We start from the raw sequence: 20,075 nt of genomic DNA on the forward strand, positions 1-20,075 counted from the left end.
CGAAGTAAACGCGTACGTATACTTTCTTCATGGGTACGACGACTACCGCACCTCGACGGCAGGGACGTGGAGGTCGGGACCGCATCCTGGCTGCCGCCGCCCGGCTGTTCGCGGTCCAGGGGATCAACGCGACCGGCATGGAACAGGTCGCGGAGGAAGCGCCGGTGTCCAAGCGCACGCTCTACGTGCACTTCCGGACCAAAGGTGACCTGGTCATGGCCCATCTGCAGGACCTCGCGTCGTCAGGCGCCACCATGGAGGGCGTGCTGACCCGCGAGGACATCTCCCCGCGGGCGCGGATCCTCGGTCTGTTCGACCAGCCCGCGGCGGACGCGGATCCGGTGCGGGGCTGCCCGCTCATCGATGCCGCCGTGGAGTTCCCCGACCCGAAGAGCGCGGTTCACGCGTACGCCCGCGAACAGAAACTGCGGATGGTCGCGCTGGTCGCCGCGCTGGTGACGGAGCTGGGCTGCCGGGAGCCCGCCGTGCTCGCCGAGCAACTGGTCACCCTCGCGGACGGTGCGGCAAGTCGCGCCATGGTCCTGGGCGAAGCGGACTACGGCCGGCACGCGCGGGCGGCGGCGGAGGTGCTCCTCGACCGCGCCCTAGCCGACGTCGGCTGACGAGGGCCGGAGCCCCTGGAGGAGGAGGGCGATCAGGCGTCGGGGGTCGTAGCGGGGGTCGTTGTCGTGCCCGATGCAGAGGTTGCCGATGCCGCGCATCAACTCGTAGGGCTGCGTGCCGGGCCTGATGTCGCCCGACTCGACCGCGGCGTCGAGCAGTTGGGCGCACACGGGCAGCAGCCGGTCGAGGAAGTAGGCGTGCAGCGCGGCGAAGCGGTCGTTGTCGGACTGCAGGGCGTCGGCGAGTCCGTGCTTGGTGACGAGGAAGTCGACGAAGAGGTCGATCCACTGGCGCAGTGCGTCGAGCGGGGAGTCGGCGCTGGCGAGGAGGTCCGGGCCGGCCTCGGCGCACGCCTCGATCTGGTGGCGGTAGACGGCGGTGACGAGATCCGCCCGGGTCGGGAAGTGGCGGTAGATCGTGGCCATCCCCACGCCTGCCCGGGCCGCGATCCGGCGGATCGGCGCGTCGACGCCGGAGGTGACGAAGACCTCGGCGGCGGCGGTGAGCAGCGTCTGCCGGTTGCGCTGGGCGTCGGCCCGCTTGCTTCGGGACGGTGGTTCCCCGGCGGGGCTCTCGGTGGCCAACACGTCGTCCTTCCCGGTCGATTGACAAAACGGAGCAGCGATCCGGATACTAAATGGAGCAGTGATCCGTTTCAGGTTAGCCGAAACGCGAGCTCCTGACCGCCTTGTCCGTCGCCCGACCCGGAAACCGGCGACGGCAGGCGCCACCGAAAGGGAACCCACATCGTGAGCACATCCACCACTGTCGCCACCCTGGGCACACCCGTCCCGGTCCTGTCCTACAGCCCCGTGGTCCTCTCCGTGCCCGGACGCCCCGTGGACCTCCACGTGCGCGTCTCCGCACCCGCGACAGGAACCGGCCTCCCCGTCCTCCTCCTCTCCCACGGCCACGGCCCCTCGCACCACCTCTCCTCGCTCAACGGCTACGCGCCCCTCGCCACCTTCTGGGCGGAACAGGGATTCGTCGTCGTCCAGCCCACCCACCTCACCTCCAGGACGCTGAGCCACCTGGTCGCCGACGCGCCCGGCGCACCCGACTTCTGGCGCTCCCGCGCCGAGGACATGACCCACATCCTGGACCGCCTCGACGTGATCGAGCGCACCGTGCCGCAGCTCGCCGGACGGATCGACCCCACCAAGGTCGCCCTCGCCGGACACTCGCTCGGCGGCTTCACCGCCGCCCTGCTGCTCGGCGCCGGGCTCACCGACCCCGACACCGGGGACGTCGTGCACCTCGTCGAGCCGCGGATCAAGGCGGGCGTCCTGCTCGCCGCGCCCGGCAGGGGCGGCGAAGCCCTCAACGGCCCTATGGCCGAGCAGTGGCCGATCATCGGGGCCGTCGACTTCTCCACCATGACCGCACCCGCGCTGGTCGTCGCCGGAGACAAGGACGACTCCCGGCACTTCACGGACAGGGGACCGGACTGGCACGCCGACCCCTACACCCTCGCCCCCGGCCCCAAGACCCTGCTCACCCTGTTCGACGCGGAGCACGGACTCGGCGGCATCGCCGGATACGACGCCGCCGAGACCACCGACGAGAACCCCGGGCGAGTCGCCTCCCTCGCCCGGCTCACCGCGGCCTACCTCCACACCCAGCTCCACCCCGGTGCCACCGCCTGGCAGACGGAGTGCGAGGCATGGACGACCGGTCCCGACGCGGTAGGGCGCGTCGCATCCAAGTAGGGCGTACAAAGGCGCCCTTCAGCGCAGATGGCGCAGGAAGACATCGGCCGCGCCGTTGGTGTCGTCGGGGACGAGATTCCCGGCCGGGGAGTCGAACGCCACCGCGCCGCCATCCTCGCTGACGCCCGTCCGCGGCCCTGGCTCGGTGTCCTCGGACACCGGCTCGCTCTCGCCGCTGACGAGACGGACCTCTCCGGTCAGCATGTCGCGCAGGAAGACGTCCGTGCTGCTGTCGCCGTCGTCGTCCGGCGCGAGGTTGGAGGCGGCGGAGGTGAACGCCGCGTAGCGCCCGTCCTGGCTCAGCGAGACGCCGTCGCTGTCCCCGTTGGCCGGTGTTCCGTCCGGGGCGGCGCTGACCAGGCGCATGCGTTTCGTCTCGCGGTCGTAGAGGAACACGTTGTGCGAGCTGGTCGGGGCCGGTCCCTCGGGGCGGAGGACCCTGGAGGCCGAGGTGAACGCCACGAAGCGGGCGTCACCGCTGAGAGCGGCGTCCCAGGACGGGGTCTTGCGGTTGTAGCCGTGCGGAACGCTGATGAGTTCCGTGGTCTTCTTCTCGCGGTCGCGCAGGAAGATGTCCGTCGCCGACGAGTGGTCCTCCACGTCGGCCAGCCCGGAGGCGTTGGAGGTGAAGGCGAGATACCGGCCGCCCGCGCCGCCCGCGAACGCGGGGGCGAACGCGTCGCCTTCGCCATGACCGCCCGCGTTGCTGAGCTGCGCCAGCTCCGTGGTCTTCTTCTTGCGGTCGTAGAGGAAGACGTCGTCCCGCTTGTTGGCGTCCCCGGGGACGAGATCCTCGGCGCCCGACGCGTACGCGACATAGCGGCCGTCGCCGCTGACCGCGGGGTCGTACGTCAGATGGGTGCGCAGCCCGTCGTAGGACGCGCCCGTGGGACTGATCCGTTCGGTCCTGCCGGTGCGCCGGTCGTGCAGGAAGACGTCGTCGAGGTCGTTCGGGTCGCCGCGGACGAGATCGTCGGCGGTGGAGGTGAAGGCCACGTACCGCCCGTCGGGGCTGAGGGAGACCTCCCGTACGACACCGTGGCTCGCCTTTCCGTTGCTCTTGACGCTGACACGCTCCGTCTTTCCGGTACGCAGATCGCGTACGAAGGCGTCGGGCGTGCCGTTGGTGTCGTTCGCGACCAGGTTCCGGGACGCCGAGACGAACGCGACGAAGCGGCCGTCGGCGCTGAGGGCGGGGTTCGTGGAGGCGGCGTTGCCCTGGGCGCCGGACGGTCCGACGCTCACCCGCTCGGTGTGCGGCGCGGAGGTCGGGGCGGCGGACGCGCCCGCGGGGGAGAGCACGGTCACGGCGCAGACGGCGGCGAGCGCGGCGCCGGCAGCCGTCACGCGCTGATGAACGGTCATCGTTCCTCCTGTGTCGACAGTCGGCAGCGGTCTCCGCGTGCCGTGAGAGCATGCCCGGGAAGGGCTCAACTCGCCCCGCACACCCAGGTCATCAGCCACTGCGGCGATCGGTCGTGACCGGGCGCACCGTAGGCGAGCGAACACCGTGAAGCCCCAGGGGTCAATGTGTCGCGTGCCCTCGGCGGTAGGGATGCGCCGGTTGCATCAGCGGGGCAGGGCGCTTCGGCGGGCTTTTGTGCCGTACTCGCGGGGAATGGGCAACCGTCGGCTGACGCCGAGACCTCGCCCACGCGGAATACCGTGCCGACGCGGCGGGTTGCGCGGGCATGAAGGCCATGGGTGTGTACAGCTTCGGCGGCCCGGAAGCGTTGCAGGTCCTGAACCTGCCCGAACCGCAGGCGGGTCCCGGTGAGGTCCGCATCCGCGTGCATGCGGCGGCCGTCAACCCCACCGATGTGATGCTGGGCACCGGCGGCCACGCCGTCCGCATGCCCGACCGCCGCCCACCGTTCGTGCCCGGCATGGACGCCGCAGGCGTGATCGACCAACTCGGGCCGGGGGCCGACGACCGCACGCCTCGCCCTGGACGCGCTGGCCAGGGCCGACACGTACCCGAGGTGCCCGGCACGGCGGTGACCGCCGAGGCCCACCGGGGAGTGAGGAGCGGCGGTGGACGGCAGGCCAGAAGCACACAGAGTCGGCGGGCGCGGGGTGTTGGAGGGCGCGTTCGCGCTGCTCGAAGATCGGCCAGTCCTGGCAGCCCTCCGCGCGGACGCTTCACCTGGCGGCGCGCCATCCGATGCACCAACTGGCCTCGACCGCGCCGGGCACCAGCATCGGCCTGACCGTCGCCGAGACCGACCGCGCCATGATCGTGTGCGGGATCCTCGGTGAGGTCGACGAGGTCCTCTCCTGCGGCTCGGGGACACTGCTGCCCCCTGGATCGGTGGCCGAACAGATCATGTCCAGTGCCGCCCTCCGGACGGCCTTGCCTTCGGCTGCCACGACACGCTGGGGGTGCACACCGTGCACGCACCCGACGGGACCATCATCGCCGCGGTCGGCGCCTCAGTGCTCGACGCCCCACGCATCATCGCCCTCGCCGACGCCGACCCGATCCAGGGGCTGGTCAGGGGGCATATCAGTCTGCTGTCGGGGCCATGTCGAGCGCGGTGAACTCATGGTTCGCCCAGATCAGACGGGACGTCTCCTCCGGATAGGGAGTCGTGTGCGGCTCCACGTCGAAGACGCGGGTCAACCGCTCCTGCACCCGGTACGGGGCCCAGCCCGGGTCGCCGGTCGCGGCGAAGGCCGCCCACGCGGTCCTCATCTCCGCCGAGAGCGCGGCGGCCTCGTCCGGCGGGTCCTCTCCCAGGAGCAGCGTGGCGATCCCGCCGCGCAGCGTGCCGAAGACGAGCGGTACGTCGAGTCCGTGGCAGGCGGCGAGTGTGCCTCCCCTACCGGGTGCCTCCCAGGTGAGTTCGTACATGTGTGAGGTGCCGCCGCCCTCGACATGTGCCTGGGCCAGGTGGAGGCTGGGCATGCGGAACAGCCAGTCCGACACGACCAGGTCCCGAAGCGTGGTGGGGTCGGCCGCCGCGTGGCCCCTGCGGTAGGCGCGCTGACCGTCCTCGTCCGGCGCGAACCACGCCAAGGTGTGCGCGGCTTCTTCGTCGGTCACCTGACCGAGTTGCCCCGCCAGCGCGGTGAACAGCCGTGTCTCATCGCGGGTATGACCGACCATCAGATGCACCTGGGCGCTCTGCCCCGACCGGAGCGCCTCCCACGGCGAGCGCGGCAACACCTCACCGTCGACCACGGGAGCGAAGGGCATGCGCGCACGTGCGGCCTGCCCCCACCGGGGCTCGTACTGGGGCATCTTGTGCAGTACGGTGTCGGCCGCGTCGCGCAGTGCGCCGGGTGTCGCCGCGGCCATGCCGGCCAAGGTGGGGGCCGATTCCAGCTCGGCTGCCACGGCGGCCCCGATGTCCGCCGCCAGCGCCGTGCCGTAGAAGGGTCCCGGCACGCTCTGCGCCACCGCCCGGTGAAAGAGCCCGGCGGCGCGGGGCATGGCAAGGAGCGCGGCGATCGCGCCCGCGCCCGCGGACTCCCCGAAGACCGTCACCCGGTCCGGTGCGCCGCCGAAGGCCGCGATGTTGTCCCGTACCCAGCGCAGCGCGGCCACCTGGTCGAGCAGTGCGCGGTTGGGCACCGCACCCTCGAAGTGCCCGTAACCTTCCGCCCCCAGACGGTAGTTGAAGGTGACGACCACGGTGCCGCGCCGGGCCAGCTCCGCGCCGTCGTAGGTCGGGCCGTCACAGGTGCCGACCAGATAGACCCCGCCGTAGAACCACACAAGGACGGGCAGTCCGGCCGCGCCCGGATCCGGCGACCAGACATTCACCGTCAGCCAGTTCCCGGACTGCGCCCCGGTCTCGGGCCCCGCCAGGGGGCCGAACGCGCGGGACTGCGGAGAGGGCTCCCCGAACGCGTCGGCGCGCCGCGTGCCCTCCCAGGGCAGCGCGGGCTCCGGCGCCGCCAGCCGCAGGGGGCCGACCGGAGGCTGCGCGTACGGGATCCCCCGGAAGACGGCCACACCGGCTTCCCACTGTCCCTGGACCCTCCCAGACACCGTAGGGACGTCGGGTGCGCGCGGCGAGCCGGAATCAGTCACGCTGTATTCCTTCTCGCGCCAAGCCCCGCCGACACTTCGCAGGTGTGGGGGATCAGCGCAGCTCCTGGATGCGGACCAGGTTGCCGGCCGGGTCGCGGAAGGCGCAGTCGCGCACCCCGTACGGCTGCTCGGTCGGCTCTTGTACGACCTCGGCCCCGCCGGCCACCACCTTCTCGAAGGTGTCATCGAGGTCGGCGGTGGCCAGCAGGATCCAGCCGTAGGTGCCCTTGGCCATCATCTCGGCGATGGTGCGGCGCTCGGCGTCGGTGATGCCGGGGTCCGCGGCGGGCGGCGCCAGGAGGATGGACGTGCTGGGCTGGCCGACAGGGCCGACCGTGATCCAGCGCATTTTGCCGTTGCCGACGTCGCTGCGGACCTCGAAGCCGAGAATGTCGCGGTAGAAGGCGACGGAGGCGTCCGGGTCGTCATGGGGGAGCGCGCTCGTGTGAATGGTGATGTCCATGGCAGCTACGCTAGTCGCGGCGCACGGAGCCGTGCTTCTCGTTTCCTGACCGGCCTGGTCACCTGCTTCTCCACGCACGGAGGAACGACCGCCGCGGCGTCCGCTGACTGGCGCCGGTAGGCGCCGGGCGCCACACCCACCAATTGAGTGAAGCGGGTGGTCCAGCGGCCGGGCGTACTCCCGGTCGATCCGGTCCCGGACCCGGCGCAGCCGCGCGAGGTCGTCGAGGCGCTGTGCCGCGGTCAGTGCGGAGGCCCACGCGGGGTGACACATGAGGGAGCTCCTTTCGTAGCTGCCGGCGTGCTCCTGTGTCACCGGTTCACAGCGACGCGCTCTCCGCCGCGGTCGCCCATGCGAACCCGTCCGGGTCGGTGAAGGTCCCGGCATCGCTGCCGATGCTGATCCGGTGCGATCCGGTGCCGTCGGGGGAGACGCCGGCGACCTTGGCCAGGGCGCGGTGCTTGTACAGCGCCAGCTTGACGGGACCCGGCCCGGCGGCGAACTCGACGTACTTGCCGGCGAAGCTCTTCGCCACGGGCAGACCGTGCCCGACGTAGAACTTCTTGCTCTCGGCCATGTCCGCGACACCCAGGAGGAGCACGATCTCGTCGAACTGCCGGGCAGGCGGTTCGGTGTCCTTCTTCGACGAGGACGCGATCTGCCAGATCGTCCCGTCCGGGGCCTGTACGACGCCGCCGTAGCCCCAGAGCGACTTGGCGGCGGGCTTCAGCGTCGTGGCGCCGGCGTCCAGGGCGGCGTCGACGAGAGCGTCGACGTTGGCCGGCTGGCACGTCACGAGCGACAGCGTGAACCCTCGGAAACCGGTGCTCGGTGTCTGCGCGGCACGCACATGTACCTGAGTGCCCAAGCCGAAGGCGGTGCTGTAGAAGGAGCGGGCGGCGGCGGGGTCGGCCGCCTCAAGGGTGACGGATTCGATGGAAGTCATGTCGATGACGCTAGCTACGGATCCGCGACCGGCGCTTCTCGATTCCTGACCGAAACGAAGCACCGGGGCCCGGGAGCGCCAGCGAGAACATCGCGGACACCGCGACGGTGCTCACGAGCCGGCGCCCCGCTTCCTGACTGTGCTCAGCACACCGACGGGTTGTCGCAGTCGAACCTCACCGCGTGTGCGGTCGGCTGGAAGTCCGGTGTGCTCCAGGGGGTTCCTCGTCCGCTGTTCTTCTCCGCGGAGGCGACTTCCTGCCGGCAGTCCGTGGCTGAGACGTACGTGGCGAAGATATGTGCCTTCTTGTTGGTCACGTTGGTGCCGTTCGTGCTGCCCTGGTCCGGCAGCTTGATGCATTTTCCTGCCGGCGGGTTGAGCATGCGGTGGCCACGGCCGTCGGCGGTGGTGAACAGGAATTCGCCCTGGGCGATTTCGGCAGGGGCCGCGTAGGTGGAGGTCACTCCCGATGTCGCGGTGACCAGTGCGGCGACGGGCAGGGCGAGCAGGGCGCTCATGCGGCGGGTCACGGGATCGCCTTCCGGTGTGTCGTCAGGTCCTGCGTGATCTCGATCTGTGTGCGGCAACTGGGATTCGGGTTGATGTTGCCGGTGTGCAGCACCTCGCGGCTGCCGACGAACGCGCTGGCCGCGAATTGGCGTACGTCCGAGCAGGCACCCAGATCGAAGGTGGCCGTTGCCCCGGAAGTGACGTGGCGCTGGGTGATCAGGCGGATGGTCGGATCGCTGTGCCGGGCGACGGCCAGGTTGACCTCGTCGAGGGTGAGGCGGGAGTGGTTGACCACGTCCACCACGTAGTTCTGCTCGGCCGGCGGAGGCTGGGCCCCGGCGGACGGTGCGGCTGCGAACGAGGCCGTCAGGAGGAGCAGGGCCGCGCAGACCGTCCTCGCCGCGCGCTTCACCGCCCGGCTCGTTCCACTCGTACGGCCGTCGACCTGTCCCTGATGGTCACGACGTCATCGCACCCCACCGGGTCTGCTTCGACATCGCCGGTGGTGAACAAGCGCTCGCCTCCGACGATGCCGCTGACCGCGTACTGCTTGACGTCGGAGCACGGTCCCAGGTCGAAGCTGACCACGCTGGACGCCGGGACGTTGTACGCATGGAGGAGCTGGGTGACCGGTGTGCTGTGCCGGGTGAAGGCCACGACGATCTCGTCGAACGCCTGGCTGGAGAAGTTGTCGACCTCGACCTGGTAGTTCGGCGCCAGCCGCGTCACGGTGTCCGGCGCTGTCGCGCCTCTGGTGTCGGCTGCCGCGTGCCCGGCTCCTGGTGTCGTGGCCAGGGCCAGCAGGCACGCTGCCGTCGCGACAACCGTCCGGCCGACGTACGTGAGATGCATGAGTGTTTCCCCCTTCTGGAGCGCGCCGGGAACGCCTGGAGCGCAGCGTTGTGCTGTCGCCCAGCCGTTCTGACGCCCGACGGTGCGGCGCTTCGATTCCCCCGGGAGTGGCCGCTCTCACACGGTGGGGGAGGGAGGTGAGAGGGTCAACGTCGAGGTGGGCGGTTCACCCTAGTGGGTGGATATATCGGATAAGCCGACAATGGCTCATTCGTTGTGAGGGCACCCATGGAGAATCCGCCGGAAGGAACATGACGCGTGTGGAGACGTCCACCCCGTTGTGCGAAGCGGAGTTTTATGGCCTGCTCAAGGGGTCGGTACGGTCGGATTCATGGAGTGGAACTTTCAGTCGGCCGAAGAGCTCGCGGCTGCCTTGCGTGCCGGAGAAGTGACCTCGGCGGAACTGACCGACGAGGCGATTGCCCGTATCGAGCGGGACGACAAGACCGTCAACGCGATCTGTGTGCCGGACTTCGACCGCGCACGGGCCGCCGCGCGCGACGCCGACCGGGCGCGCGCCCGCGGGGAGGACCGGCCGCTGCTCGGCATTCCGGTGACGGTCAAGGAGTCCTACGACATCGCCGGGCTGCCCACGACGTGGGGCATACCGCCGCACCGGAACCATCTGCCGGCCGAGGACGCGGTACAGGTGTCGCGGCTCAAGGACGCCGGCGCGGTGGTCCTCGGCAAGACCAATGTGCCCTTGGGGCTGCAAGATGTGCAGAGCTTCAACGAGATCTACGGCACCACCAGCAACCCATGGGATCACGCCCGCACGGCGGGTGGTTCGTCCGGCGGCTCAGCTGCGGCCCTGGCCTGCGGATTCGGCGCGCTGTCCATCGGCTCCGACATCGCCGGTTCGCTGCGCACCCCCGCACACTTCTGCGGTGTCTACGCACACAAGCCGACCCTCGGCCTCGCGGCGAACCGCGGTATGGTCCCGCCGCCCGGTCCGGCCCTGCCGGTCGAACTCGACCTCGCCGTCGTCGGTCCGATGGCGCGCACGGCCCGCGACCTCACGCTGCTGCTCGACGTCATGGCCGGACCGGACCCGCTGACGCTGGGCGTGGCGTACGACTTGCGGCTGCCGCCCGCGCGCCATGAGCGGCTCAGTGACTTCCGGGTCCTGGTTCTCGACGAGCATCCGCTGATTCCGACCGGGTCCGCCGTGCGGGCGGGCGTGCACCGGGTGGCCGACGCGCTCGTCGACGGCGGCGCCCGCGTCGAACGGCACAGTCCGCTGCTGCCCGATCTGACCGAAGCGGCGATGGTCTACACGCAGTTGATGTTCTCGAGCTCCACCGCACGTCTTCCCGTGGAAGCGTACGAGCAACTGCGGACCCGTGCCGCCGCACTGAGCGCGGACGACCGGAGTCTCGCCGCGGCGCGGCTGCGCAGCACGGTGCTCAGCCATCGCGACTGGTTCGAGGCGAACAGCCGCCGCGAGCTCCACCGCCGCGGCTGGCGGCAGCTCTTCGCCGAGTTCGACGCCGTGGTGTGTCCCATCACGCCCACGCCCGCGTTCCCGCACGACCACAACTCCGATCTGCTGCAACGCCGGATCGACATCGACGGCGTCGCGTACCCGTACCTCGACCAGCTCGTCTGGGCCGGTCTGGCCACCATGCCCGGCCTGCCCGCCACCGCCGTACCAGCGGGCCGGTCCCCTGAGGGTCTGCCGGTGGGAGTGCAGCTCATCGGTCCGATGTTCGAGGACCGCACTCCGCTGAGGCTGGCCGAACTGCTGGAGCAGAGGGTAGGCGGCTTCCAGCCACCGTGCTGACACAACACGTGACACCCACATGAGAGATGGCTTCCCGCTCTCAGGGGCAGTCTCCGTAGCGGGTGGCCATCGCGTCGGCGCGGTCGCGGAGGGAGGCGCGCAACGACTGCGGGGCCAGGGCTTCCGCGTCCGTGCTGAGCTGCCACAGCGCCCATTCGGCATGCCGTGAATCCTGGAACGTCAGCTCGAGGCACAGCCAGCCGTCCGCGCCGGGTTCTTCCGCGCGGACGGCCAGCGCGGTGTCAAGGAGTTCCTCCCGCCGTGCCGGGTTCACCCGCACCCGCACGGTGATGTGGTCGCCGCCGGAGAGGAACCGCGCGGAGCGCTCCCGCCAGATCCGGTCCAGATCGACCCGGTTCGGTCGCTCTGCCGCTTCGGGGAGTTCCTCGGCGGCCAGCACCCGCGAAAGCCGGTAGGTGCGGTCCGCGCCGGCTCTCGTGGCCAGCAAGTAGCTCCGGTCGCGCACGGTGACCAGGCCGATCGGGTCCACCGTGCGCCACTGGGGCGCCTGGCCCGTGGCGGCGTAGTGGATACGCAGCTTGTGTCCGGCGAGCACCGCGCGCCTGACCTGGATCATGGTGGTGTCGGGCACCTCATCAGTGACCAGCCGACGGGAGAGCAGATCGGTCTCGGGGTCCACGAGGAATCTCTGGGCCGCGTCGCTCGCGGAGGCCCGGTGGCCTTCGGGCAGCGCGTCGACCACCTTGCGCATGGCCGAAGCGAGCGCCGAGCCGAGGCCGAACACCTGCTCGCCGCGCCCCGACCCGGCGGTCAGCAAGGCCAGGGCCTCGTCGTGGTTCAGCCCGGTGAGCTCGGTGTGGAAACCGGGCAACAGCGCGAAGCCGCCGTGCCTGCCGCGCTCGGAGTAGACCGGGACGCCGGCCGCGGACAGCGCCTCGATGTCGCGCAGCACGGTGCGGGTGGACACCTCAAGCTCGCGGGCCAGCGTGTCCGCCGTCAGCCGACCGCGCTGGCGCAGCAGGAGCACCAGTGAGACCAACCGGTCGGCGCGCATGCGAGAACTCTAATGGAATACATGACAGAGGGTGTCGTGATGTGTTGGGAGGCTCGTTGACGCGACGCCAAAGCTGGCGGCCACCGGGCTGATGGACGTACGCGTACTCCCGGTGCATCGAATGGAGCTGAAGTGGCAGTGGAACGAACGGCGGTCAACCCGGTGACGTGGTCGCAGGAGATGGGATTCAACCAGGGCGAGGTCGTCTCCGGGCACACACGGACCCTGTACATCTCGGGGCAGACCGCGATGAGCGCCGACGGCAAGCCCCAGCATGACGGCGACATGGCGGCGCAGTTGGCGCTGACCATCGACAACCTGGAGGCCGTGCTCACCAAGGCCGGGATGTCTCTCGCGAACCTCGTCCGGCTCAACGTCTACACGACCGACGTCGACCTGCTCCTCCCGCACTACGGCGTGCTGGCGGCACGGTTGGGCGCCGCCGGGGTGGCGCCGACCTCCACGATGCTCGGGGTGACGCGACTGGCGATCCCCGGCCAACTGGTCGAGCTCGACGGGACCGCCGTGGCGTGAGGTGACCTCACCGTCCCTGCCTCCCCTCGACCCGCTGGCCTGACCGCGGTCAGGATGACATGGGGGGGCTGACACGACCAGAAGGGCATTCCCCGCTCGGGGAATGCCCTTCTGCACACAGGAAGTGTGTGTCGCAGGGGGCCCGGCCGGGTTCTGAAGGTGCCGACGGGCCGTACCCCTGGGTCTGTGTCGGGTGTCAGTTGAGTGGGGCCTTGGGCGGTGTCCCGTAGAAGGTGATGCGCGGCCAGCCGCGCTTGGCGGCGAGCTCGTTGAGGGCTTCGGCGATCTCCGCGGGCGAGATCTCCTGCTGTCCGGAGGTCTCTTCGTGCCGGATGCTGAAGGTCATGGACACCTCGGCGTAGCCCGTGCTGTGCTGGGCGCGCCCGCTGAACTGAGTCCCGGGCTCGAACGCGACGGCCGCCTGGCTGCGCTCGGCCGTCTGCGCGGTCTGCGCGTTGTTGCCGTCCTTGGCCTGTGCGGTCCCTGCCGAGGCAAGCACCGCGCCCGCGGCCGCCGAGCCCGAGTAGCCCAGCACTGAGCGTCTGGAGACTCCGGACATGTTTCCCTCCCCAATGAGATGGGCCTCTCTCCTGGAGACCCGTGGTGATCATAAGAGCGGGAACGGGCCCATGGGGCGGAACGCGATCACCTACTTCGGCACACATGGCCCGTGACCTGTTGCAGGGCCGTGCGGCCTCACAGCCGGGATTTCAGCACGTCGACCTCACAGCCCGGTGCGAAGGGGTCGAAGCCGTGCTCGACCAGCCAGCGAACCCCCATCAGGCTGCGCAACGACCACCACCCGCGGATCACGTCGAGGTCGACGTCAGCGCCATAGCCTGCGACGACGTCGCCGAGGTGCGCCTCGTGACCGAGCGTCAGGGTGGCGAGGTCGAACAGGGCATCACCCTGGCCCGCCTCGGACCAGTCGATGATGCCCGTGAGCTCGTCGCCGTCGACGAAGACATGGGCGATCTGCAGGTCGCCGTGTGTGAACGCCGGAGTCCACGGCCGGAGCGCGGCCTCGGCGACCTGGCGGTTGCGGGTGACCAGGCCGGCGGGCAGGACGCCGTTCGTCACGAGCCACTCGCACTCGCCGTCGAGGTCCGCCGCCAACTCGTCGAGGCCCCGGCCGCCCCGGCCGGGCCAGGGCGGCAACGGCGCGTCGTGCAGCTTCCGGAGGGCGGCACCCGCCGCGGCCCACGCCGCCGGCGACGCGGTCGACGGCTCGCCGAGGCGGCCGAGCGCCGTCCCCCGGACCGCGGCGATCGCGAGCACGGGCGGCTTGCGCCACAGGACCTCCGGGGTCGGGACCGGCGCCAGAGCCATCGCCTCGACCTCGACGTCGATGCGCGCCTGATCGGCGTCCACCTTCAGGAACACGTCGCCGACGCGCAGGGTGGCGCGCTCGGAATGGGCAACGACGACTTTGACCTCATCCATGGGCGACCAGTATCCCAGGGGTAGTTGTCGACGTCGCCGGATTTATTGCGTGTGCGTGTGCGTGAGTGGGCGTGGTGTCACACCGCGGCGGGCTCGAGGACCTGTGGCCCCTGTTCCCGCTGCCGAAGGAGGGTGATGGCCTCGCGCAGGGTGAGGTGTGCCCGGGCCCGCCATTCGTGTTCGAGGATGGTGAACACGTTGCAGTCCCACCAGCGGCCGTCGCGGAAGTAGAGCTCCCGGATCTTCCCGTCGTGTGTGCTCCCGGAGGCGAGGAAGAGCCGCTGGGCGGGGATGTTGTCGACCGCCGCCATGCACCACAGGCGGTGGACGCGGAGTTCGTCGAAGGCGAGGGCCGCGACGAGCTGGCTGACCTCGTAGCCGGCCGAGAGGTTCGCCAGGTGGGGCCGCAGAATGATCGAGTGGCAGTAGACGCTTGAGTACCGGTCGCGCTCCACCGTCACCGTGCCCACGAGGGAGCCGTCCGCACGCTGGACGACGGCGAGGCGGTGCCGGGTCCGAGCGGGGTCGGCCTGGTCCGCCTCGGCCTCACGCACCAGGTCGACGACGTCCTCGTACGGCATCGCTCCGGACGAAGTGTGGCGCATGACATGGGGGTCGCCGAGTATCTCGGACAGTTCGTCGGCATCGTCCGACGTGAACTCGCGCAGCGCGAGCGTGGTGCCCTCGCGCACGGCACGGCCTGTGGGCGGAAGGAGGGAGGTGGAGAAGAGAGAGGCTGTACTCACAGTGATGATCATAACCCTCTGCACATGATCGGGGCGGGCCGGCGACTCACCCCTACAGACCCCTGACGTGCGTGGTGCAGAGGCATATCGACCACCACTTCCGCGGCAGGCCCTACTTGAGGGTGTGGGCGCGCTGGAGTACCTCGGCTGAGGCTTTGGCCACCGAGCCGGTGTCGAAGGGCGGCTGGGGGTCGTACTCGGTGTAGAGCTGGATGGCCTGCGCGGTCGTCTCGTCGGTGAGCAGGGCGGCGAGTTGGATGGCCATGTCGATGCCGGAGGAGACCCCGGCCGAGGTGATCACACGGTCGTGCCGGACGACCCGCTCGGGGGTGTAGTGGGCTCCGTACGACTGCAGTTGGGCGGCCGCGTCCCAGTGGGTGGTGGCGGTCAGGCCGTCCAGGAGGCCGGCCGCGCCGAGTACCAGGGAGCCGGTGCAGACCGAGGTGGTGAAGCGGGTGCCGGTGTGGATCCGGCGCACCCAGTCGAGGAAGTCGGGGTCGTTCATCATGGTCTTGAAGCTGCCCCCGCCCGGTATGAGCAGGACGTCGCAGTGTTCCACCTCGGAGTACCGGGTGGGGACGTGCACCGGCAGGGAGCCCAACACGTCCTGGACCAGGCCGGGTTCGGCTGTGACGAACCGCACGGTGGCCCCGGGCACGTACGCGAGGATCTCGTACGGGCCGATCGCGTCGAGCGGCTCGAAGTGGTCGAAGAGCGGGATCACGATGTCCATGCGCCGCAGCTTAACCACCGCCCGAACGGACCTCGCAGGCCCGGCCTCATGGAGAGGACAGGGGCGCATTGGCCTTCCGGCCCACCCGGGAGCCTCGGCCGTAGCCCTTCGACGGCGGCCTTCTAGCCGGAAGGCGGACGTCCGGAGCCCACCCGGCTTCCTAGCGTCGGGGCATGACGGTCGACACCGAAGACAGCAGAGACAGCAGAGACGGCAGCGACGGCAAAGGCGCCGAAGGTGGCGCAGGCAGCAACACCGGCACCGACTGTAAAGACGAGGGCGAGGGCAGGGTCAAGGGCGGCGTTCCGCGGCGCGCGGGGGTCACGGCCGGCGAGCGGGCGCTCGCGCCCGATCTGGGGCGCGGCCTGATGCTGCTGCTCATCGTGGCGTCCAACACCGCGTTCCACCTGTGGAAGTCCACGTACGGGCCTTCGGGGTGGCAGCCCGTGAACGGCAACTGGCTCGACCACACCGCCCAGTTCACCATGATCACGGCCCTGGACCTGCGCGTGTACCCGCTGTTCGCGTTCCTCTTCGGCTACGGCATGATGCAGCTCTTCCTGCGCCAGCAGGCCGCCGGGACCTCCGAGCGCAAGGCGGTGGGGATCTTGCGCAGGCGGAGTCTGCTGCTCGTGGGCATCGGGGTCACCCATGCCACGCTCCTCATGGCGGGCGACATCGTGGGGTACTACGGCGTCCTGAGCCTCGCCCTCGGCTGGCTGTTCCTGCGGCGCGGCGAACGCGCCTTGAAGCGGTGGGCGATCGGCGCCGCCGCGCTGCTGCTCGTGCTCGCGGCGCAGCCGGTCGTGACGGCGCTGCTCCAGGGCGACCTGGGCTCGCTCGGGGACGCGGGGGCCGAGCCGGGCGGCGCGGCGTACGCGGCGGGGGAGAGCAACTGGTTCGAGGCGGCGGGCACGCGCTTCGAGACGAGCATGTACGTGTCCTTCCTCGCGGCGCCGCTGTCCCTCGTCGGTGGCGGGTGCTTCGTGTTCCTGCTCGGTTTCTGGGCGGCCCGGCGCCGCGTACTGGAGGAGCCGGGACGTCATCTGCCGCTGCTGCGCCGTACCGCCGTCATCGGCATCGCGGTGGGCTGGCTCGGCGCGCTGCCCGCGGCCCTCGCCCACGTCGGCGCGCTGCACGTACCGGACGACACGCAGAGCGAGACCGGCTCGCTGTACATTCTGCGCGAGGTCACGGGCAACGCCGCCGGGCTCGGCTACGTCGCCGCCGTCGCCCTCTTCGCCCACTGGTGGACGCGGCGCCCCCACCGTCGCGGCACACGGGCGGTCACGGCCGTGTCGGCGGTCGGCAAACGCTCCCTGTCCTGCTACCTCACCCACTCCCTGATCTTCGCGCCGCTGCTTGCCGCGTGGGGCCTCGGCCTCGGTGCGCATCTGACCAGCGCGACCATGGTGCTGTTCGCGGTGGGTGTGTGGCTGGTGACGGTGGCGGGCGCGTACGCCCTGGAGCGGCGCGGGCGGCGGGGCCCGGCGGAGGCGGGCCTGCGGCGGCTCATGTACGGCCGCGCGCGCTGAGCGCGGCCGGGTCGGGCGCAGCTACTCAGCGGGCGGGTGGGTGAAGAAGACCTGGCGCCAGTGCTCGGCCGAGCGGACCAAGTCCTCGCTGACGTGGTGGAGGAACCGGCTCAGGTTCTCAAGCCGGGCACCCGCGGGTGTCGTGGGGCCGAGGGCCTGAGCGCCGCGCGCGGAAGCCGCGGCGATCCGGCTGTCGACGCGCGCGCTGGCCATGATGGCCTGGGACCATACGTCGTCGCCGATGACGTAGCGCTCCGCGCGACCGCGCGGGTCCCGTTCGCGGTGGATGATCTGGATGGCCTCCAGGTAGCCGACGGCCTTGGAGATGGCGGCGGGGCTGACGCACAGGCGTTGTACGAGTTCGGCCGAGGTGAGGCTGCCGCTGTCCGTGGTGAGGAGCGCGGCGAGCACCCTGGCCGCCATCCGCGGGAGCCCGGACTCGACGAACAGTTCCGTGGTGTGCGCGGCCACTTCGTCGACGGTCTGCCGGTCGCGTCCGTCGAGGTGAGTGCTTTCCGGTGCGGATGGACGCGGGGTGGCTGTGCTCTGCCGGGCCTTTCGTCTGCTTGCCTGGTGGGCCCGGTCGGCGTGGTAGTGGCCCGGCCCGCCGTTGCGCATCACCTCGCGGGTGATGGTCGAGGTCGGCCGTCCGAGGCGGCGGGCCACGGAAGCGTAGGTCTGCCCGTCGCGCAGCCCCGCGGCGATCTCCCGCCGGTCCTGCCGGGTGAGTCTCGTACCAGGCATCGATGTCCTTAGCTGTCGACGTCATCTGCAGCTTAATGCAACGCACTCATTGCATTCGCAAGCAGTGTTCATGCAACAGTATGTGTCATGTGACCTTGTGCTTCTTGAGTACTTCGCGCAATACCGATTGACCTCATCGCTCATGCAACGTAATTTTTACTGTGTCGTGAAGATCGTTGGAGTGAGGGCGGCGGACATGAACGAAGCGGGTATGCAGCAGGTGCTCGACTGGGCGGTGGCCGAAGCCGGCATCCCTGGCATCGTGGTCGACGTCAAGGACGGGGACCGGACGTGGTTCGGTACTGCCGGGGTGGCCGACATCAAGACAGGAGTCCGGCGCCTGCCGGGGGAGTACGCGAATGTCGGCAGTGGCGGCAAGGCCTTCATCGCCGCGGTTCTCCTGGCCCTCGACGCCGAGGGCACGCTGAGCATCGACGACACCGTGAACACCTGGCTGCCGGGCGTGCTGAACGTCAACGGCTATGACGGCGACAGGATCACCATCAGGCACCTGCTCAGCAACACCGGCGGCCTGTTCTCCACCGGCATGGCGCCGGAGCTGACCAACCGCTACGCCACCCGTGCCGGCTTCGTGAAGCATCGCTTCGACACCGTCACCACCGACGAGCTTCTCCGTATGACGGTGTCCCAGCCGCCGGTCGGCGAGCCCGGGGAACGCTTCGAGTACTCCAACGGCGGGTTCTACATTGCCGAGGTGATCATCGAGAAGGCCACCGGCCACACCGTCGCGGAGGAGATCGAGCGCAGGGTCATCCGGCCGCTCGGCCTGACCGGCACCTACGTGCGCCGCGCCCAGGACGTGGACTACCCCGATCCGCACCCTCGCGCCTACTCAACGCTGTTCTACAAGGACGGCACGGATACGGCGGCGGTCACCCCGGAGAACTGGGAGTCGGTGATGGAAGAGCCCGGACTCGAACCCCTCGACGTCACCGAATTCAACACGTCATGGGTCCCCGCCAACGTCGTCTCCACCACCAGCGACATGATCAAGGTCGTCAACGCGCTGGCCGGCGGCACCCTGCTGCCGCCGGCCCAGCACCGCGCCATGTGGACCACGGTCTCCACCGAGGGCGGCAACTGGATGCCGCACGCCCGATACGGCCTCGGCCTGTTCGAGTTCGACAGGGAGGCCGTGGGCGGCCTGACGCTGCGCGGTGTGGGCGGCAGCTACTGGGGGTGCCTCTTCTACACGGTAGGCACCGCCGACGGTCGCCACACCGTCTCCATCCAGACCAACACCGAGTGGAAGTCCTGGGACGTCCTCTTCAAAGTCGTCGAAGCGGAGTTCGGCGTCCGCGTCGGCGCGTACGCGTAAGCCCCCAGTACTGTCGACCGCGCCTGCGGGTTCCCCGTGTCCGGAGCCTCAGCGCGTGGTCAGGGTGCGGCTGAGGAGGGGAAGCAGGCGGTCCCAGTGAAGCTGTAGTGCGGCGGGGTTGAAGGCATCGGTGTCGGACATGGTGAACCCGTGGACGGTGCCGGGGTAGATCTCGGAGCTGTAGCCGACCCCTGCCGCGTCCAGGGCCTGGTTGAGTTCGCCGAGGGCCTCGGGCGTCAAGTCGGTCTCGGCGTGGCCGAAGTGGACCTCGGCGGTGAGCCCGGAGAGGCCGGCAGGTCCGTCGGCTCCCACCGGGCCGTGGAACGCGGCGAGCGCGGCCACCTTGTCGGGGTGGGCCGCGGCGGTGCGCGTCGCCAGGAGGCCGCCGAAGCAGTAGCCGGTCACTGCGACCGGACCGGCGCTGACCTCGGGCTGAGCGGTGAGGAACCGGAGATAGGCGTCGGCGTCGCGCAGGACGCGTTCCTTGGTGTGTGCCTCGATGATGGGCATGAGCTGGGAGACGACCGCGGGCCGGACCTCTTCGTCGATGAACTCGGGGAGCTCGATCAGCGGTGCCGGGCCGTGGCGGTAGAAGAGGTTGGGGACGAGCACGTAGTACCCGTGCCCGGCCAGTTCGCGGGCCATCTCCTCCAGCACGGGACGGATCCCGAGGCCGTCCATGTACATCAGCACCCCTGGGTGCCGCCCACCGCCGTCAGGGAAGGCGGCGAACGCGTCGGCCTTGCCGTCCGCGGTGGGAATCTGCAGCGTCTTGGTGGGCATGAACTCTCCTGTCGTGGTTGATGTGTCGAGCTTGTGATCAACACGACGGAGGCGGAGCCCGCGCGGCAGCGCACGACCCTCGGTCCTTCAGCGGGCCAACACCGGCCCGTACGGCGCTCAGAGGAGCACCGGGTCACCAATCCGTGTGTGGCGCGAGGCCGTCCCGGTAGTCATAGCTCCACAACGTAGCCCATTGGATCAAGCTGAGGCCAGTCGCCCCAGTTCCCCTTCAGTGCTCGAAAGCACTCCTGCCCGTCGGCGCGGACCGCCTGCCGAA

The 20,075-nt window shown here is 70.1% G+C and carries 22 protein-coding genes; 7 read left to right on the plus strand and 15 right to left on the minus strand.

Annotated elements, in window-relative coordinates:
• Positions 1 to 29 precede the first annotated feature (29 nt).
• A complete protein-coding gene (locus tag ACFWZ5_RS08845; protein WP_384785586.1) occupies positions 30 to 623 on the plus strand; it encodes a TetR/AcrR family transcriptional regulator in 594 nt (197 codons plus the stop codon).
• Here ACFWZ5_RS08845 and ACFWZ5_RS08850 read toward each other — a convergent pair.
• Positions 606 to 1,208, minus strand: coding sequence for a TetR/AcrR family transcriptional regulator (locus ACFWZ5_RS08850; protein WP_384785583.1), 603 nt, complete (start codon positions 1,206 to 1,208; stop codon positions 606 to 608). The two genes, ACFWZ5_RS08845 and ACFWZ5_RS08850, sit on opposite strands and share 18 nt — an antisense overlap.
• A 165-nt stretch (positions 1,209 to 1,373) precedes the next feature.
• Between ACFWZ5_RS08850 and ACFWZ5_RS08855 the strand changes: the two genes are divergently transcribed.
• Positions 1,374 to 2,333 carry an alpha/beta hydrolase family protein gene (locus ACFWZ5_RS08855; protein WP_384785580.1) on the plus strand — a complete coding sequence of 320 codons (960 nt, stop codon included), beginning with the start codon at positions 1,374 to 1,376 and terminating at the stop codon, positions 2,331 to 2,333.
• Between the two features lie 18 nt (positions 2,334 to 2,351).
• On the opposite strand, the gene ACFWZ5_RS08860 is transcribed toward ACFWZ5_RS08855, so the two are convergent.
• A complete protein-coding gene (locus tag ACFWZ5_RS08860) occupies positions 2,352 to 3,698 on the minus strand; it encodes a hypothetical protein (protein WP_384785577.1) in 1,347 nt (448 codons plus the stop codon).
• Positions 3,699 to 4,156: 458 nt separating this feature from the next.
• Here ACFWZ5_RS08860 and ACFWZ5_RS08865 point away from each other — a divergent pair, with 458 nt between their 5' ends.
• Positions 4,157 to 4,543 (plus strand): hypothetical protein, encoded by a 387-nt coding sequence (locus ACFWZ5_RS08865; RefSeq protein ID WP_384890568.1) that lies wholly within the window; start codon positions 4,157 to 4,159, stop codon positions 4,541 to 4,543.
• A gap of 296 nt (positions 4,544 to 4,839) precedes the next feature.
• On the opposite strand, the gene ACFWZ5_RS08870 is transcribed toward ACFWZ5_RS08865, so the two are convergent.
• The 6 genes from ACFWZ5_RS08870 to ACFWZ5_RS08895 all read right to left on the minus strand — a co-directional run bounded on the left by ACFWZ5_RS08870 (position 4,840) and on the right by ACFWZ5_RS08895 (position 9,143).
• Positions 4,840 to 6,372: a carboxylesterase/lipase family protein gene (locus ACFWZ5_RS08870; protein WP_384785571.1), complete on the minus strand. Its 1,533-nt coding sequence runs from the start codon at positions 6,370 to 6,372 to the stop codon at positions 4,840 to 4,842.
• 52 nt (positions 6,373 to 6,424) lie between these two features.
• Positions 6,425 to 6,835: a VOC family protein gene (locus ACFWZ5_RS08875; RefSeq protein ID WP_384785568.1), complete on the minus strand. Its 411-nt coding sequence runs from the start codon at positions 6,833 to 6,835 to the stop codon at positions 6,425 to 6,427.
• Positions 6,836 to 7,154: 319 nt separating this feature from the next.
• Entirely contained in the window at positions 7,155 to 7,781 is a 627-nt protein-coding gene (locus tag ACFWZ5_RS08880) for a glyoxalase (RefSeq protein WP_384785565.1), read from the minus strand.
• Positions 7,782 to 7,924: 143 nt separating this feature from the next.
• Positions 7,925 to 8,311, minus strand: a complete 387-nt coding sequence (locus ACFWZ5_RS08885; protein ID WP_384785562.1) for a hypothetical protein — start codon at positions 8,309 to 8,311, stop codon at positions 7,925 to 7,927.
• On the minus strand, positions 8,308 to 8,703 hold the full coding sequence (locus ACFWZ5_RS08890) for a hypothetical protein (protein WP_384785559.1): 396 nt from the start codon (positions 8,701 to 8,703) through the stop codon (positions 8,308 to 8,310). The genes ACFWZ5_RS08885 and ACFWZ5_RS08890 overlap by 4 nt, the downstream gene beginning before the upstream one ends.
• Positions 8,700 to 9,143, minus strand: a complete 444-nt coding sequence (locus tag ACFWZ5_RS08895) for a hypothetical protein (protein WP_384785556.1) — start codon at positions 9,141 to 9,143, stop codon at positions 8,700 to 8,702. The genes ACFWZ5_RS08890 and ACFWZ5_RS08895 overlap by 4 nt, the downstream gene beginning before the upstream one ends.
• A 331-nt stretch (positions 9,144 to 9,474) precedes the next feature.
• On the opposite strand from ACFWZ5_RS08895, the gene ACFWZ5_RS08900 reads away from it, so the two are divergent.
• Positions 9,475 to 10,926: an amidase gene (locus tag ACFWZ5_RS08900; protein ID WP_384785553.1), complete on the plus strand. Its 1,452-nt coding sequence runs from the start codon at positions 9,475 to 9,477 to the stop codon at positions 10,924 to 10,926.
• Between the two features lie 40 nt (positions 10,927 to 10,966).
• Here the strand turns inward: ACFWZ5_RS08900 and ACFWZ5_RS08905 are convergent, their stop codons facing one another.
• Complete coding sequence (locus tag ACFWZ5_RS08905) at positions 10,967 to 11,941, minus strand: helix-turn-helix transcriptional regulator (protein ID WP_384785550.1); 975 nt, start codon at positions 11,939 to 11,941, stop codon at positions 10,967 to 10,969.
• Between the two features lie 138 nt (positions 11,942 to 12,079).
• On the opposite strand from ACFWZ5_RS08905, the gene ACFWZ5_RS08910 reads away from it, so the two are divergent.
• The gene (locus ACFWZ5_RS08910) at positions 12,080 to 12,475 is read left to right on the plus strand and encodes a RidA family protein (protein ID WP_384785852.1); all 396 of its coding nucleotides are present in this window, start codon (positions 12,080 to 12,082) and stop codon (positions 12,473 to 12,475) included.
• Positions 12,476 to 12,671: 196 nt separating this feature from the next.
• On the opposite strand, the gene ACFWZ5_RS08915 is transcribed toward ACFWZ5_RS08910, so the two are convergent.
• From ACFWZ5_RS08915 to ACFWZ5_RS08930, 4 genes are all read right to left on the minus strand, one after another.
• Positions 12,672 to 13,034 carry a hypothetical protein gene (locus ACFWZ5_RS08915; RefSeq protein WP_384785547.1) on the minus strand — a complete coding sequence of 121 codons (363 nt, stop codon included), beginning with the start codon at positions 13,032 to 13,034 and terminating at the stop codon, positions 12,672 to 12,674.
• Between the two features lie 137 nt (positions 13,035 to 13,171).
• Positions 13,172 to 13,918, minus strand: coding sequence for a phosphotransferase family protein (locus ACFWZ5_RS08920; RefSeq protein WP_384785544.1), 747 nt, complete (start codon positions 13,916 to 13,918; stop codon positions 13,172 to 13,174).
• 77 nt (positions 13,919 to 13,995) lie between these two features.
• Complete coding sequence (locus ACFWZ5_RS08925; protein ID WP_384785541.1) at positions 13,996 to 14,664, minus strand: GNAT family N-acetyltransferase; 669 nt, start codon at positions 14,662 to 14,664, stop codon at positions 13,996 to 13,998.
• Positions 14,665 to 14,776: 112 nt separating this feature from the next.
• Positions 14,777 to 15,397 (minus strand): DJ-1/PfpI family protein, encoded by a 621-nt coding sequence (locus ACFWZ5_RS08930; RefSeq protein WP_384785538.1) that lies wholly within the window; start codon positions 15,395 to 15,397, stop codon positions 14,777 to 14,779.
• A 368-nt stretch (positions 15,398 to 15,765) separates the two neighbouring features.
• Between ACFWZ5_RS08930 and ACFWZ5_RS08935 the strand changes: the two genes are divergently transcribed.
• A complete protein-coding gene (locus ACFWZ5_RS08935) occupies positions 15,766 to 16,932 on the plus strand; it encodes a DUF418 domain-containing protein (protein WP_384785850.1) in 1,167 nt (388 codons plus the stop codon).
• 21 nt (positions 16,933 to 16,953) lie between these two features.
• Here ACFWZ5_RS08935 and ACFWZ5_RS08940 read toward each other — a convergent pair whose 3' ends face one another.
• Complete coding sequence (locus ACFWZ5_RS08940) at positions 16,954 to 17,676, minus strand: helix-turn-helix domain-containing protein (protein WP_384785535.1); 723 nt, start codon at positions 17,674 to 17,676, stop codon at positions 16,954 to 16,956.
• 196 nt (positions 17,677 to 17,872) lie between these two features.
• On the opposite strand from ACFWZ5_RS08940, the gene ACFWZ5_RS08945 reads away from it, so the two are divergent.
• The gene (locus ACFWZ5_RS08945; RefSeq protein WP_384785532.1) at positions 17,873 to 19,015 is read left to right on the plus strand and encodes a serine hydrolase domain-containing protein; all 1,143 of its coding nucleotides are present in this window, start codon (positions 17,873 to 17,875) and stop codon (positions 19,013 to 19,015) included.
• Between the two features lie 48 nt (positions 19,016 to 19,063).
• On the opposite strand, the gene ACFWZ5_RS08950 is transcribed toward ACFWZ5_RS08945, so the two are convergent.
• Positions 19,064 to 19,798, minus strand: a complete 735-nt coding sequence (locus ACFWZ5_RS08950; RefSeq protein WP_384785529.1) for a dienelactone hydrolase family protein — start codon at positions 19,796 to 19,798, stop codon at positions 19,064 to 19,066.
• Positions 19,799 to 20,075 lie beyond the last annotated feature (277 nt).

The organism is Streptomyces sp. NPDC059003 (assembly GCF_042740445.1).
GTDB lineage: Bacteria > Actinomycetota > Actinomycetes > Streptomycetales > Streptomycetaceae > Streptomyces.